Source organism: Kitasatospora sp. NEAU-69 (genome assembly GCF_057158765.1).
On record NZ_JBWXUE010000032.1, the window covers coordinates 1 to 16,139 of the forward strand.

Annotated in this window: 2 protein-coding genes; both read left to right on the forward strand. The window is 75.2% G+C overall.

The features are described 5' to 3' along the window. On the forward strand, positions 1-6,335 hold a 6,335-nt coding region (locus AC060L_RS29550; RefSeq protein WP_483802011.1), incomplete at its 5' end, for a type I polyketide synthase. Between the two features lie 98 nt (positions 6,336-6,433). After that, positions 6,434-16,093: a type I polyketide synthase gene (locus AC060L_RS29555; protein ID WP_483802012.1), complete on the forward strand. Its 9,660-nt coding sequence runs from the start codon at positions 6,434-6,436 to the stop codon at positions 16,091-16,093. Positions 16,094-16,139: the final 46 nt, after the last annotated feature.

The following is a 16,139-nucleotide window of genomic DNA, read 5'->3' on the forward strand; positions in this document are numbered from 1 at the left end:
TGTACGACGCGGGCGAGTTCGATGCCGGGTTCTTCGGGATCTCGCCGCGTGAGGCGCTTGCGATGGACCCGCAGCAGCGCCTGTTGCTGGAGTCCTCGTGGGAGGCGTTCGAGCGGGCGGGCATCGACCCGGCCACGCTGCGCGGCAGCGCGACCGGCGTCTTCGCCGGCGTCATGTACCACGACTACGCGGCCCGCCTGACCGAGGTCCCCGAGGAGATCGAGGGCTACCTGGGCACCGGTTCGTCGGCGAGTGTGGTGTCGGGCCGGGTCGCTTACACCTTCGGCTTCGAGGGCCCGGCGGTCACGGTGGACACCGCGTGCTCCTCCTCGCTGGTCGCGCTGCACCTGGCGACCCAGGCACTGCGCGCCGGCGAGTGCTCGATGGCGCTGGTCGGCGGGGTGACCGTGATGTCCGAACCCGGCCTCTTCATCGAGTTCAGCCGTCAGCGCGGAATGGCGCCGGACGGGCGGTGCAAGCCGTTCGCGGCCGCCGCCGACGGCACCGGCTGGTCGGAGGGCGTCGGCGTGCTGCTCGTCGAGCGTCTCTCGGACGCCCAGCGCAACGGCCACCAGGTGCTCGCGGTGGTGCGCGGCAGCGCGGTCAACCAGGACGGCGCGAGCAACGGTCTGACGGCGCCGAACGGGCCCTCTCAGCAACGCGTCATCCACCAGGCGCTGGCGAACGCGGGTCTCACCCCCGACCAGATCGACACGGTGGAGGCGCACGGCACCGGCACCACGCTCGGTGACCCGATCGAGGCACAGGCGCTGATCGCCACCTACGGTCAGCAGCGTGACCCTCAATCCCCGCTGTGGATCGGCTCGTTGAAGTCGAACATCGGTCACGCGCAGGCCGCCGCCGGCGTCGGTGGCGTGATCAAGATGGTGATGGCGATGCGCGAAGGCATGCTGCCGCAAACACTGCACGTGGACGAGCCGACCCCGCACGTGGACTGGTCGGCGGGTGCGGTCGAGCTGCTGACCGAGGCCCGGCCGTGGCCGGAGACGGGCCGGCCGCGCCGCGCCGCCGTCTCCTCGTTCGGCGTCAGCGGTACCAACGCGCACGTCGTCATCGAGCACATGCCCGCACCGGAACAGGAGTTCACGCAGGAGCCCGAGCCCGACTCGGTGGACGGTGTCGTGCCGTGGCTGCTGTCCGCGCGGACGGGTGAGGCGCTGGCGGGTCAGGCCCGACGGCTCGCCGAGCTGGTGCGCACCACCGAACCGGCGCTTGCCGTGGGCGCGGTGGGCCGGGCGCTGGAGACCTCCCGCGCGGTGTTCGAGGAGCGGGCGGTGGTCCTGGGCCGCGACCGCGAGGAGCTGCTGGCCGGCCTGGACGCGCTCGCGGCCGGTGAGGGCGCGCCTGGCGTGCTGACCGGGATGGCCCGACCGGACGGTCGGATCGCGTTCCTGTTCACCGGTCAGGGCAGTCAGCGAGTCGGCATGGGCCGGGAGTTGTACGAGCGGTTCCCGGTCTTCGCCGAGGCATTCGATGCCGCCGTGTTCGAGCTGGATCGGCAACTGGCGGGTCACGTCGGGCAGTCGGTGCGCGAGGTGGTGTTCGGCGCCGAAGAGCTGCTGAACGAGACCGTGTTCACGCAGGCGGGCCTGTTCGCCCTCCAGGTGGCGCTGTTCCGGCTGGTGGAGTCCTTCGGGGTACGCCCGGATGTCCTGCTCGGCCACTCGATCGGTGAGCTGGCCGCGGCGCATGTGGCGGGGCTCTGGTCGCTGCCGGATGCGGCGATGGTGGTGGCCGCGCGCGGCCGGCTGATGCAGCAACTGCCCACTGGTGGCGCGATGGTGGCCGTGCAGGCCACTGAGGCCGAAGTCCTCGCCGCACTGGTCGAGGGAGCGGAGATCGCGGCCGTCAACGGCCCGGACTCCGTGGTGATCTCCGGCGACGAAAGCCCGGTCCTCGAAGCAGCCGCCCACTTCGAGGCATTGGGCCGCAAGACCCGGCGTCTGACCGTCAGCCATGCCTTCCACTCGGCCCGGATGGAGCCGATGCTGGCGGAGTTCCGCTCGCTCCTGGAGACGGCGGAGTTCGGCGACGTACAGCTGCCGATCGTCTCCAACCTCACCGGCGCCCTCGCGGCTCCCGGTGAACTCGCCACCGCCGACTACTGGGTGCGGCAGGTCCGCGAGCCGGTCCGGTTTGCCGACGGCGTCACCGCCCTCGACGCCCAAGGCGCCAACACCCTGATCGAGTTGGGCCCCGACGGTGTGCTCACCGCGATGGCCCACGACTGCCTCCCGCCGCAGAGCGAGGCGGCGGCCGTCTCCGTGCTGCGCCGCGACCGGCCCGAGAGCGACACGCTCCTCTCGACGCTCGCATCCGCACACGTGCGCGGCCACCGGGTCGACTGGGCGCCGGCGTTCCCGCAGGCCGTATCCCGGCACCTCGACCTGCCCACCTACGCCTTCCAGCACCAGCGCTACTGGCTCACCCGCACCGGCTCCACACCCGCCGACGCCGCAGGACTCGGCCTCACCGCGGACCGGCACCCGCTGGTGGGTGCGGCGGTCCGGCTCGCGGGCACCGACAGTGTGGTGCTCACCGGGCGGCTCTCCTTGCGCACCCACCCCTGGCTCGCGGACCACGCGGTCGCCGGCACGGTGCTGCTGCCCGGCGCGGCGCTCGCCGAGCTGGCCGTCCACGCGGCCGACACCGTCGGCTGCACCAGCGTCGCGGACTTGACGCTGGAGGCACCGCTGGTGCTGCCCGAACGCGGCGCGGTGCAGGTGCAGGTCGTCGTCGGCGCGGACGCGGGGGAGGGCCGGCGCACCGTCGAGGTCTACTCCCGGCCGCAGGCCGGTCCGGACGCCGGGCCCGGCGACGGCGACGACGCCCCCTGGACGCGGCACGCCACCGGCACCCTGGCCACGGACAGCGCGAGCGAGGCGCCCGCCTTCGACCTGGCCGCGTGGCCGCCGCCCGGCGCCCGGCCGCTGCCGCTGGACGGGTTCTACCCGGACCTGGCCGCGGCCGGATACGAGTACGGGCCCGCCTTCCGCGGGCTGCGCGCCGCCTGGCGCCTCGGTGAGGAGGTGTACGCCGAGGTGGCGCTGCCCGAGGATCAGACCGGCCCGGCGAGCCGCTTCGGCCTGCACCCGGCACTGCTCGACGCGGCCCTGCACGCGGCCAAGCTCGCCGGCGACGACGCCCAAGGCACCGACGGCACCCAGGGCACCGACGACGCCCAAGGCGCCGACGCCGGCGGTGACGACGGCCTGGTGCGCCTCCCGTTCGCCTGGAGCGACATCGCGCTGCACGCCGCCGGCGCCGTGACCCTGCGGCTGCGGCTGTCCCGCCCGGGCCCGGACCGACTGACGCTCCAGGCCGCCGACGGCGCCGGTCGCCCGGTGCTCTCGGTGCGCGAGCTGGCGCTGCGCGCCTTCCCGGCCGAGCAGCTGACCACCGTGCGCGACGACTCGGCCGGAGCCCTGTACCGGATGGGCTGGGTCCCGGTGACCCTGCCCGACGCCCCGCCCGTCGCCGTCGCCGTCGCCGCCCCGCAGGACGGCGGGCAGGACGGCGGGCAGGACGGCCGCCAGGAGCAGACCGTCTTCGACTGTGTCCCGGCCACCGCCGGCCCGTCCGCAGACCCGCTCGCCGACGCCGCGTCGGCCGCCTCGCTCGCGGTGCTGGAGCGCATCCGCGCCCACCTCGCGCAGGAGGACCCGGCCGGGCCGCCGCTCGTCGTCCTCACCCACGGCGCGGTGGCCGCCCACCCGGACGACTCGGTGCCCGACCTCGCGCACGCGGCCGTCTGGGGCCTGGTGCGCTCGGCGCAGAGCGAGCACCCCGGCCGCTTCGTCCTGATCGACACCGACGACACCCCCGAATCGGTCGCCGCACTGGCCTCGGTAGCGGCCTCGGCGCCGGTCGGCGACGAGCCACAACTGGCCCTGCGCCGCGGCGAGATGCTAGCCCCCCGGCTCACCCGAACCGGCACCGGCACGGGCGGCGACGGCAGCGCCCTGGTGCCACCGCGGGACGGCTGGTCGCTGCAAGCCACCGGCGCCGGCACCCTGGAGGGCCTGGCGCTGCTCCCGGACGACGACGCCGTCACCCGGTCCCCGCTCGGCGCACAGGAGGTGCGCATCGCGGTCCGCGCGGCCGGCCTGAACTTCCGCGATGTGCTGATCGCGCTCGGCATGTACCCGGGTGCGGCCTCGATGGGCGGCGAGGGCGCCGGCATCGTCACCGAGGTCGGCCCGGAGGTCACCGAACTCGCGGTGGGCGACCGGGTGTTCGGGATGTTCGCCGGAGCGTTCGCGCCGCAGGCCCGCGCCGACCACCGGACCCTGACCCGGATGCCCGCGAGCTGGGCCTTCGAGCAGGGCGCCTCGGTGCCGATCGTCTTCCTCACCGCCTACTACGGCCTCGTCGAACTCGCTGCCCTGCAGCCGGGCGAGCGGGTGCTGATCCACGCGGGTGCGGGCGGCGTCGGCATGGCCGCCGTCCAACTGGCCCGTCACTTCGGCGCGGAGGTCTTCGCGACCGCCAGCGAGGGCAAGTGGGAGACGCTGCGCGGGCTGGGTCTGGACGAGGCGCACATTGCCTCCTCCCGCACTCTCGACTTCGAGGAGAAGGTGCGTGCGGCCACCGGTGGCCGTGGCGTGGACGTGGTCCTCAACTCCCTTGCGGGCGAGTTCATCGACGCCTCGCTGCGGCTGCTCGCTCCCGGCGGCCGGCTGCTGGAGATGGGCAAGACCGACCTTCGGGATCCGGCCGTGGTCCATGCCGCCCACCCCGGCACGAGCTACCTGCCCTACGACCTGATGACCGTCCACCCGCAGCAGATCGGCGCGATGCTGGCCGAGCTGCTCGGCCTGTTCGCCACCGGCACGCTCTCCCCGATTCCGGTGCGTGCGTGGGACGTTCGGCGGGCACCGGAGGCGTTCCGGTTCATGTCGCAGGCCCGGCACACCGGCAAGCTCGTCCTCCGGATGCCGACCCCAATCGACCCCGACGGCACCGCACTGATCACCGGCGGCACCGGCACGCTCGGTGCGCTGGTCGCCCGTCACCTGGTCACCGAGCACGGCCTGCGCAGTCTGGTGCTGCTCAGCCGTCGCGGCCCGGACGCCCCCGGCGCCCAGGAACTGGCCGCCGAACTGGCCGAACTCGGCGCCCGGGTGATGATCGAGGCGTGTGACGCCGCCGACCGCGAGGCCCTGGCCGCCGTCCTCGCCCGGATCCCGGCCGAAGCCCCGCTGACGGCCGTCGTGCACGCGGCCGGCGTCCTCGCCGACGGCCTGGTCGATTCGATGACCCCGGACCAGCTCGACCGCGTGCTGCGCGCCAAGATCGACGGTGCGGTCAACCTGCACGAACTGACGATCAGTCAGAATCTGTCCGCATTCGTCCTCTTCTCCTCCCTCGCCGGGATGATCGGCGGACCGGGCCAGGCCAACTACGCGGCCGCGAACACCTTCCTGGACGCGCTCGCGCAGCACCGCCAGGCCGACGGCCTGCCCGCCATCTCGGTGGCCTGGGGCCTGTGGGCCGAGGCGAGTGCGATGACCGGCGGACTGGGCCGCCAGGACCTGGCCCGGATGCGCCGCACCGGCATCGCCGCCCTCACCGCCGAGCAGGGCCTGGCCCTGCTGGACGCGGCGCTGGCCACCGGCGAGCCCAACCCGGCGGCCGTCCGCCTGAACCTCACCGCGCTGCGCGCCGCCGCAGTCTCCGGTGCGCTGCCCGCCGCGCTGCGCGCCCTGGTGCGCGGCCCACTGCGCCGGGCCGCCGAGGCCGGCACCGCCCAAGGCGAGGCGCCGCTGGCCCAGCGCCTGGCCGGCCGCTCCGGGGCCGAGCAGGAACGCATCCTGGTGGACCTGGTGCGCGGCCACTGCGCCGCGGTGCTGGGCCACGCCTCGATGGACGCGGTGCCCTCCGAGCGGGGCTTCCTGGAGTCCGGCTTCGACTCGCTCACCGCCGTCGAACTGCGCAACCGGCTCGGTGCGGCCACCGGGCTGCGCCTGCCGGCCACCGTGGTCTTCGACTGCCCGACTCCGCTGGCCCTGGCGCTCTTCCTCAAGGACCAGCTCGGCGCGATCGCGCAGCCGGACGCGGCATCGCCGCTGCTCGACGAGATCGATCGGCTGGAGGCGGCGCTCACCGGCGCGCTGCCGGCCGACGGCGCCGACCGGTCCCAGGTGCTGCGCCGCCTCCAGGCGCTGCTGTGGCGCTTCGAGGAGGCGCCGCAGCCGGCCGCGACGGGCGCGCCCGACGACGACCCGGCAGCCGCAGCCGCCCCGGGCGGCCTCGAGGCGGTCACCGACGACGAGATGTTCACCCTGATCGACAAGGAGTTGGGGCTCGACTGAGCCGCTGAGCCGCGACCGGCGACGCCAGCCGTCCACCGGGAGCGGCCGCCCACCGACCAGACCCCTTCGCACCCTTGAAAGCTTGGAAGGCGCCGACGATGACCGACACCGAGCAGAAACTGCGCGACTACCTCAAGCGCGTCACCGAGGAGCTCCAACAGACCCGGCGGCGCCTGAGCGCGACCGAGGCCCGCAGCCGGGAGCCGATCGCGATCGTCGGCATGGCCTGCCGGTTCCCCGGCGGGGTGCGCAGCCCCGAGGACCTCTGGCAGCTGGTGGCGGCCGGGGCCGACGTCATCTCCGACTTCCCCGCCGACCGCGGCTGGGACAACGAGCGCCTCTACGACCCGGACCCGGCCACGCCCGGCACCAGCTACGTGCGCCAGGGCGGCTTCGTCCACGACGCGGGCGACTTCGACGCGGAGTTCTTCGGCATCTCCCCGCGCGAGGCGCTCGCGATGGACCCGCAACAGCGGTTGCTGATGGAGACCTCCTGGGAGGTGTTCGAGCGGGCCGGGATCGACCCGGCCGGGCTGAAGGGCAGCCGGACCGGCGTCTTCGTCGGGGCGGGCTCGACCCGCTACATCGAGAACCTGCGCGAGCTGCCGCCGGTCGTCGAGGGCTACTCGATGACCGGCAACGTCGCCAGCGTGCTCTCCGGGCGGCTGTCCTACACCTACGGCTTCGAGGGCCCGGCGGTCACGGTGGACACCGCGTGCTCCTCCTCGCTGGTCGCACTGCACCTGGCCGCCCAGGCGCTGCGCTCGGGCGAGTGCACGCTCGCACTGGTCGGCGGGGTGACGGTGCTGTCGGACCCGGCGCTGTTCGTCGAGTTCAGCCGCCAGCGCGGCCTGGCGCCGGACGGGCGGTGCAAGCCGTTCGCGGCCGCCGCCGACGGCACCGGCTGGTCCGAGGGTGCGGGCGTGCTGCTGGTCGAGCGTCTCTCGGACGCGCAGCGCAACGGCCACCGCGTGCTGGCGGTGGTGCGCGGCAGCGCGGTCAACCAGGACGGCGCCAGCAGCGGGCTGACGGCGCCGAGCGGCCCCTCGCAGCAGCGGGTGATCCGCCAGGCGCTGGAGAACGCCCGGCTGACCCCGGATCAGGTGGACGCCGTGGAGGCGCACGGCACCGGGACCACGCTCGGTGACCCGATCGAGGCGCAGGCGCTGCTGGCCACCTACGGCCAGGGCCGGCCCGCCGACCGGCCGCTGTGGCTGGGGGCGGTCAAGTCGAACCTGGGCCACTCGGCCGCGGCTTCCGGCCTGGCCGGCGTGATCAAGATGGTGATGGCGCTGCGCGAAGGCGTGCTGCCCAAGACGCTGCACGTGGACGCGCCGACCCCGCACGTGGACTGGGAGGCGGGCGCGGTCGAGCTGCTGACCGAAGCCAGGCCGTGGCCCGAGGCGGATCGCCCGCGCCGGGCGGCGGTCTCCTCGTTCGGGATCAGCGGCACCAACGCGCACGTCGTCATCGAGTACGCCACCGACACCGACACCGACACCGAGGTCGCGCAAGCCGACCCCGTGCCCGACCCCGTGCCCGCGCCCACGGCCGACGCGGGGCTGCTGCCCTGGTTCGTCTCCGCCCGCTCCGAGCCCGGACTGCGCGCCCAGGCCCGCCGCCTGCTGGACCACGTGCAGGCGCATCCGGAGCTCAGGCCGCTCGACCTCGCCTACGCGCTGACCGCGACCCGCTCGGCGCTGGACGTGCGCGCCGCCGTCCTCGGCACCGACCGCGCCGAGCTGCTCGCCGGACTCGCCGCACTGGCCGAGGGCCGGCCCGCCCCCGGCGCCGCGCCGACCACCGTGCGCCCGGATGCCCGGCTGGCGTTCCTGTTCACCGGTCAGGGCAGCCAACGCCCCGGGATGGGTGAGGAGTTGGCGCGGGTGTTTCCGGTCTTCGGTGGCGCGCTGGAGGAGGTCTGCGCGCTCTTCGATCCGCTGCTGGAGCGGCCGTTGCGCGAGGTGATGTCCGGCGCCGATGGCCTGCTGGACGAGACGGTGTTCACCCAGTGCGCGCTGTTCGCGTTCGAGGTGGCGCTGTTCCGCTTGCTCGAATCGTTCGGTGTGCGGCCGGACTTCCTGCTCGGCCATTCGATCGGCGAGTTGGCGGCCGCGCATGTGGCGGGGCTGTGGTCGCTGGCGGACGCGGTCACGGTGGTCGCGGCGCGCGGTCGGCTGATGCAGCAACTCCCCACTGGCGGCGCGATGGTGTCGCTCCAGGCCACCGAGGCCGAGGTCCTCGCCGCACTGGTCGGGGGAGCGGAGATCGCGGCCGTCAACGGCCCGGACTCCGTGGTGATCTCCGGCGACGAAGGTCCGGTCCTCGAAGTGGCGGCCCACTTCGAGGGGTTGGGCCGCAAGACCCGTCGCCTGCGGGTCAGCCACGCCTTCCACTCGGCGCGGATGGACCCGATGCTTGACGAGTTCCGCTCTGTGCTGGACGGTGTGGCGTTCGCCGAACCCGTGATCCCGCTCGTCTCCAACCTCACCGGCACTCTCGCCGCTCCCGGTGAACTGACCACGCCCGACTACTGGATCCGCCAGGTCCGAGAACCCGTCCGCTTCGCCGACGGACTCGGCCACCTCGCCGCCCAGGGCGCCGGCGTCTTCGCGGAGCTGGGCCCCGACGCGGCGCTCAGCGCCGTCACCCGCGAGATCCTCGGCCCGCAGAGCGGCGCGACGGTCGTGCCGCTGTTGCGCCGCGACCGCCCCGAACCGCAGAGCGCGACGGCCGCGCTGGCCACCCTGCACACCACCGGCGTGCCGGTGGACTGGCCCGGTGCGCTCGCCGCGCGCGGCGCCCGGCGGGTGGACCTGCCCACCTTCGCCTTCCAGCGCCGGCACTACTGGCTCGCCACCGAACACCCCACCGAGCGCCTCACCCAGCCGGCCGTCCCCGACGCCGTCCCCGATGCCACGGCCGCAGCCCTCGCCGACTTGCAGCGCTACCGGATCCAGTGGCGTCAGGTCGGGGAACTGCCGCACAGCAGGCTGTCCGGCACCTGGCTGCTGGTCCATCCGCACGCGGGGGACCAGGCACTCGCCGACCGGTGCGCGCAGGCGCTGGAAGCACGCGGCGCCCAGGTGCAGCACCTCACCCTGGACACCGCCGCGCCCCGCCGCCAGGCCCTGGCCGCCCAACTGCGCGCGCACGTCCAGGACACCGACGACACCCAGGGCACCGAGCGCACCGAACTCGCCGGCGTCCTCTCGCTGCTGGGCTGCGACCCGGCGCCGGACGCCGAGCTGCCCACGCTGAACGCCGGGCTGTCCGGCACGCTCGCCCTCGTCCAGGCGGTCAGCGACCTCCGCGAGGCCGGCGAGCTGCACCTGACCGGCCGTCTCTGGAGCCTGACCCGCGGCGCGGTCAGCACCGGCCCCGGCGACTCGCCGAGCCGCCCCGAGCAGGCCCAGCTCTGGGGTCTGGGCCGCACCGCCGCCCTGGAGCACCCCACGCTCTGGGGCGGGCTGATCGACCTCCCACCGGCTCCCGACCGGCAGCAGGACGACGCCGAGCAGGAGCTGCTCTGCTCCCGCATGGCCGCGATGATCGCCGACGGCACCGAGGACCAGGTCGCGATCCGCGCCGCCGGAGTGCAGGTCCGCCGCCTGGCCGCCGCCCGCTCGCAGGGCCCCGCGCCGGCTCCCTGGCAGCCCCGCGGCCGGGTGCTGATCACCGGCGGTGCCGGTGGCCTGGGCGCCCAGGCCGCGCGCTGGGTGGCCGAACACGGCGCCCAGGAGCTCGTCCTGGTCTCTCGGCGCGGCGCGCAGGCCCCGGGCGCGGACGAGCTCGAAGCCGAACTGGCCCGCCTCGGCGCCCGCACCACGCTGGCCGCCTGCGACGTCGCCGACCACGCCGCGCTCGCCGAGCTAGTGGAGCAGCTGGAGGCCGACGGGGAGCCGATCACGGCCGTCGTACACGCCGCCGGCCTCGCCCAGGACAGCGCCCTGCTCGATACCGACCCGCGCGACTGCCTGGACGTGCTGGCCGGCAAGGCCCTGGGCGCCACCCACCTGGACGCCGTCTTCGGTGACCGCCCGCTCGACGCCTTCGTGCTCTTCTCCTCGGTCGCCGGCCTCTGGGGCGGTGGCGTCCAGGGTGCCTACGCCGCCGCCAACGCACACCTGGACGCACTCGCCCAGGACCGGGCCGCCCGCGGCCTGGCCGCCACCGCGATCGCCTGGGGCCCCTGGGCCGACGGCGGCATGGTCAGCGCGCCGCAGGACGTCGAGCGGCTGGCCCGCCGGGGCCTGCGCCCGCTCGCCCCGCAGGACGGTCTGGCGGCGCTCGCCCACGCCGTCACGGGTGGCGAACCGGCGGTGGCGGTCGCGGACGTGGACTGGCCACGGTTCACCGCGGCCTTCACCGCACTGCGCCCCAGCCCGCTGCTCGCCGAGCTCGCGGCGGCGCCGACAACGCCGACGACGCCCACCGCTCCCGGCTCGCCCGCCAACCCCGCCGTCCCCGGCGCCGACTCCGAGCTCGCCCACCGGCTGGCCGCCGCACCCCCGGCGGACCGCCCCGGCCTGGCCCTGGAGGCGGTGCGCACCCAGATCGCGCAGGTGCTCGGCCATGCCACGCCGCAGGCCGTCCCGGCCGAGCGCGCCTTCCGTGACCTCGGCTTCGACTCGCTGACGGCCGTCGAACTGCGCGACCGGCTCAGTGCCCTGGCCGGATTCCCGCTCGCCGTCACGGCGGTCTTCGACCACCCGACACCCGCCGCGCTGGCCGCCCACCTGTGCGAGGAACTGACCGGGGACGCCGCCCCTGCGGCCGCCATCCCCGTCCACGCCGGAGCCGCCACGGACGAGCCGATCGCGATCGTCGGCATGGCCTGCCGCTACCCCGGCGACATCGCCTCTCCCGAGGACCTCTGGCGCCTGCTCGCCGCCGGCGCCGACGCGATCACCGACTTCCCCACCGACCGCGGCTGGGATCTGGACGCGCTCTACCACCCCGACCCCGACCACCCCGGCACCAGCTACACCCGCCACGGCGGATTCCTGCACGGCGCCGCCGAGTTCGACCCGGCGTTCTTCGGCATCTCCCCGCGCGAGGCACTCGCGATGGACCCGCAGCAGCGGCTGCTGCTGGAGACCTCCTGGGAGGCGTTCGAACGCGCCGGCATCGACCCGGCCACGCTCAAGGGCACGCCCACCGGCGTCTTCGTCGGTGGCTCGCCCTCCGGCTATGCCGCGGGCGGGCTCGGCACCGAGGGCGCCGAGAGCGCCGAGGGCTACGCGCTGACCGGCAGCGCGGGCAGCGTCCTCTCCGGCCGGCTGGCCTACGTCTACGGCCTGGAGGGCCCGGCGGTCACCATCGACACCGCCTGCTCCTCCTCCCTGGTCGCCGTGCACTTGGCCGTCCAGGCGCTGCGCCGCGGCGAGTGCACGACGGCGCTGGCCGCCGGCGTGGCCGTGATGGCCGTGCCGGACGGCTTCGTCCAGTTCAGCCGGCAGCGCGGCCTGGCCGCGGACGGCCGCTGCAAGCCGTTCGCCGCCGCCGCCGACGGCACCGGCTGGGCCGAGGGCGCCGGCGTGCTGCTGCTGGAACGGCTCTCCGAGGCCCGCCGCCACGGCCACCGCGTTCTCGCGCTGGTGCGCGGGAGTGCGGTCAACCAGGACGGCGCGAGCAACGGTCTGAGTGCCCCCAACGGCCCCTCCCAGCAGCGCGTCATCCGCCAGGCCCTGGCCGATGCCGGTCTGACCCCCGACCAGGTGGACGCCGTGGAGGCGCACGGCACCGGGACCACGCTCGGCGACCCGATCGAGGCGCAGGCACTGCTCGCCACCTACGGCCAGAACCGGCCCGCCGACCGGCCGCTGCGCCTGGGCTCGGTCAAGTCCAACCTCGGCCACGCGGCGGCCGCCGCGGGCGTGGCCGGGATGATCAAGACGGTGATGGCGCTGCGCGAAGGCGTGCTGCCGAAGACGCTGCACGTGGACGCGCCGACCCCGCACGTGGACTGGACGGCCGGCGCCGTCGAACTGCTCACCGAGGCCATCGCCTGGCCGGAGCTGGAGCGTCCGCGCCGCGCCGGCGTGTCGTCCTTCGGGATCAGCGGCACCAACGCCCACGTGATCCTCGAACAGGCACCCGAAGCCTCCGCCGCTGCCCCCGCTGACGATTACGACAGCGCCGACGGGCAGGACAGCGCCGACGAGCCGGCCGGCTCGTTGCCCTACCTGCTCCACGCCGCCGGCGAGCGCGAGCTGCGGGCCGTCGCCGAACGGCTGCACACCCACCTGGAACAGCACCCCGGCCTCGACCTCACCGACCTCTCCTTCTCCCTGGCCGCCACCCGCACCGCGCTCACCCACCGCGCCGTCGCCGTCGCGGCGGACCGCGCGGGCCTGCTGCGCGCCCTCGACGGCCTGGCCGGCGGCCAGGCACCGGCGGGCGTGGCCCAGGGCGCGGGCCGCACCCGCGAGCGGATCGTCTTCGTCTTCCCCGGCCAGGGCTCCCAGTGGCCCGGGATGGCCGCCGAACTGCTCGACCGCGCACCGGTGTTCGCCGACAGCATCGCCGCCTGCGAACAGGCGCTGGCGCCGTACACCGACTGGTCGCTGAGCTCGGTGCTGCGCTCCGGGTCCCAGGAGTGGCTGGAGCGCGTGGACGTGGTCCAGCCCGCGCTGTGGGCCGTCATGGTCGCGCTGGCCGATCTCTGGCGCGCGCACGGTGTGCGGCCCGCGGCCGTGCTGGGCCACTCCCAGGGCGAGATCGCGGCGGCCTGCGTGGCCGGCGCGCTCACCCTGCAGGACGGCGCGAAGATCGTCGCGCTGCGCAGCCGGGCACTGCTCGACCTGTCCGGCGCCGGCCTGATGGCCTCGCTCGCGCTGCCGCAGGCCGAGGCCCTGGCCCGGATCGCGGAGGCGGGCGGCGCACTCTCGGTGGCCGCGGCCAACGGCCCGGCCGCCACCGTGGTTTCCGGCGAACCGGGCGCGGTGCGCGCGCTGGTCGCCGCCTGCGAGGCGGACGGCGTGCGCGCCCGGGTCCTGCCGGTGGACTACGCCTCGCACTCCGCCCAGGTCGAGCAGATCCGCGAACGGCTGCTCGCCGACCTGGCCGACATCCGACCGGTCAGCAGTCGACTGCCGTTCCACTCCACGGTCACCGGCGCACCGCTGGACACCGCCACGCTCGACGCCGAGTACTGGTACACCAACCTGCGCCGGACCGTCCGCTTCGAGGAGACCGTGCGCGCCCTGATCGAGACGGGCCACGACGCCTTCGTCGACGTCGGCCCGCACCCCACCCTGGTCAACCCGATCGAGGAGATCGCCGCGTCGCTGGGCGCGGGTGCGGACGCGGGTGCGGACGTGGTCACCGTCGCCAGCCTGCGCCGCGACCAGGGCGGCCCGCAGCGCTTCCTGCTCTCGCTCGCCCAGGCCGAGGCGCTGGGCCTGACCCCCGACTGGCGCGCCGTCTTCACCGGCCGTACACCCGCCGTCGTGGACCTGCCGACCTACCCCTTCCACCGCCGGCGCTACTGGCTGGAAGCCGCCCGACCGGGCACCGGCACGGCCGGCGACCCCGCCGAGGCGCGGTTCTGGCAACTGGTCGAAGCCCAGGACCAGCAGGCCCTGGCCGGGTTGCTGGACACCCCCGCCGCACCGGCCTGGGAGGCGCTGCTGCCCCCGCTGCGCTCCTGGCACCGCCGCACCCGCGAACACCGGGTGCTCGACGGCTGGCGCTACCGCGACCACTGGCAGCCGGCCGCCGACCTCACCGTGGACCCGGCCGCGCCCGCCCGCTGGCTGGCCCTGGTGCCCGCCGCCCTGGCCGGCGACGAGGCCCTCGCCAAGCTGCTCGCCGCACTGACCGACACCGGCCTCACGCTCGACACCCTGAGCCTGGACACCGCCACCCTGGACACCGCCGGCCTCGACCGGGCCGAGCTGGCCCGCCGCGTCGGCGCCGCCCGCGCCGAGACCCCGGGGCCGCTCGGCCTCCTCTCGCTGCTGGCGCTGGACCCCACCACCGCGCCGGACTCCACGGACCCCGCCACCCCGGCCGTTCCCACCGCGTTGGCCGCGACCCTGCTGCTGACCCAGGCCCTCACCGAGCTGCCGCCCGACACCCGCCTGTGGTGCCTCACCCGCGGCGCCACCGCCCCCGAGGGCGCAGCGACACCCCACCGCGATCTCGACCAGGCGCCGCTCTGGGCCCTGGGCCGGGTCGCCGCCCTCGAACTGCCCGACCGGTGGGGCGGGTTGATCGACCTGCCGGAAGACCTCGACCCCACCTGCGCACCCGGGCTGCGCACCGCCCTGACCAACAGCACCCACGAGGACCAGCTCGCCGTCCGCGCCACCGGCAGCTGGGTCCGGCGGATGCTCCACGCCCCGCTGCCCGCCGGCGAGCCGGTCCGCGACTGGCGCCCGCACGGCACCGTCCTGATCACCGGCGACACCGGCCCGCTGACCACCCACCTCGCCCGCTGGCTGGCCGGGCGCGGCGCCGACCACATCGCGCTGGCCGGCCGGATCGACCCCGAGGCCGCCACCGTGCTCGAAGCCGAGCTCGCCGCCACCGGCACCGGCCTCACCGCCGCCGCCTGTGACCTGACCGACCGCCGGCAACTGGCCGCGCTGCTGGCCCGGCTGACGGCCGACGACCGCCCGATCAGCACCCTGATCCACACCGCCGGCGACCCCGCACTCTCCTCCCTGCCCGCCACCGACCCCGCCGCCCTGAGCCGGGCCCTGGCCGACCGCACCCACAGCGCGCTGCTGCTCGACGAGCTGCTGGAGCGGCAACCCCCGCAGACCGTCGTCTACTTCAGCTCCGTCGCCGGGTTCTGGGGCAGCGGCGAACACGCCGCCCTCGCCGCCGCGGGCGCCCCGCTCGAAGCGCTCGCCCGACGCCACCGCGCCCAGGGCCGCCACGCCCTCGCCATCGCCTGGCCGGTCTGGGACCTGCTGCACGAGGCCCCCGAGGCCGATACCGCCGAGACGGCCCGGGCCGTGCGCCGCATCGACATGGGCGGCCTGCGCCTGCTCGACGCCACCCGCGCGCTGACCGCCCTGCAACAGGCCCTCGACCACGACGACACCAGCGTGACCATCGCCGACATCGACTGGCCTGCCTTCACTGCCGCCTTCACCGCCCAGCGCCCCAGCCCCCTGCTGGACACCGTCCCCGAGGCCCGCGCGGCCCTCGCCGCCCTGGCCGAACAGGCCCGCGCCGACGAGGACCTGGCCGAACAGCTGCGCCACGAACTGGCCGCGCTGCCCACCGCGGAGCGCTCGCGCCGCCTGCTCGACCTGGTCCGCACCCACACAGCCGCCGTGCTCGGCCACGACAGCGCCGCCGAGATCCGGCCCGATCACTCCTTCGGCGACATGGGCTTCGAATCCATCACCGCCGTCGAGCTGCGCAACCGCCTGAACCGGCTCACCGGCCTGAAACTGCCCGCCACCCTGCTCTTCGACCACCCGAACCCGCAGGCACTCGCCGATCAGCTGCTCGCCGAACTCCTGGAGGACGGTGTGGCCGGCCCGGCCTTCGTGCACGCCGAACTCGACCGCCTCGCCGCCGGCCTGGCCACCGCCGAGGTCGGCGAGACGGACCGCGCCAGCATCGCCAAGCGGCTGCAGACCCTGCTCGCCCGCTGGACCGCCACCGACCCGCAGGCCGCCGACGCCGAGGGATCCGACCCGAAGAGCGTCGCCGAGGAGCTCCAGGACGCCTCCGACGACGAGATGTTGGCGTTCATCAACACCCGGCTGCGCCGCGGCACCCCGAGCTCATGAGCACCGTCCAGATGACCAGCGCCCGCATGACCAGCGCCCGTATGAC

Bases quoted from the DNA above. Each gene is read 5' to 3' on its own strand.
- AC060L_RS29555 (WP_483802012.1), top strand. From the start codon at position 6,434: ATGACCGACACCGAGCAGAAACTGCGCGACTACCTCAAGCGCGTCACC.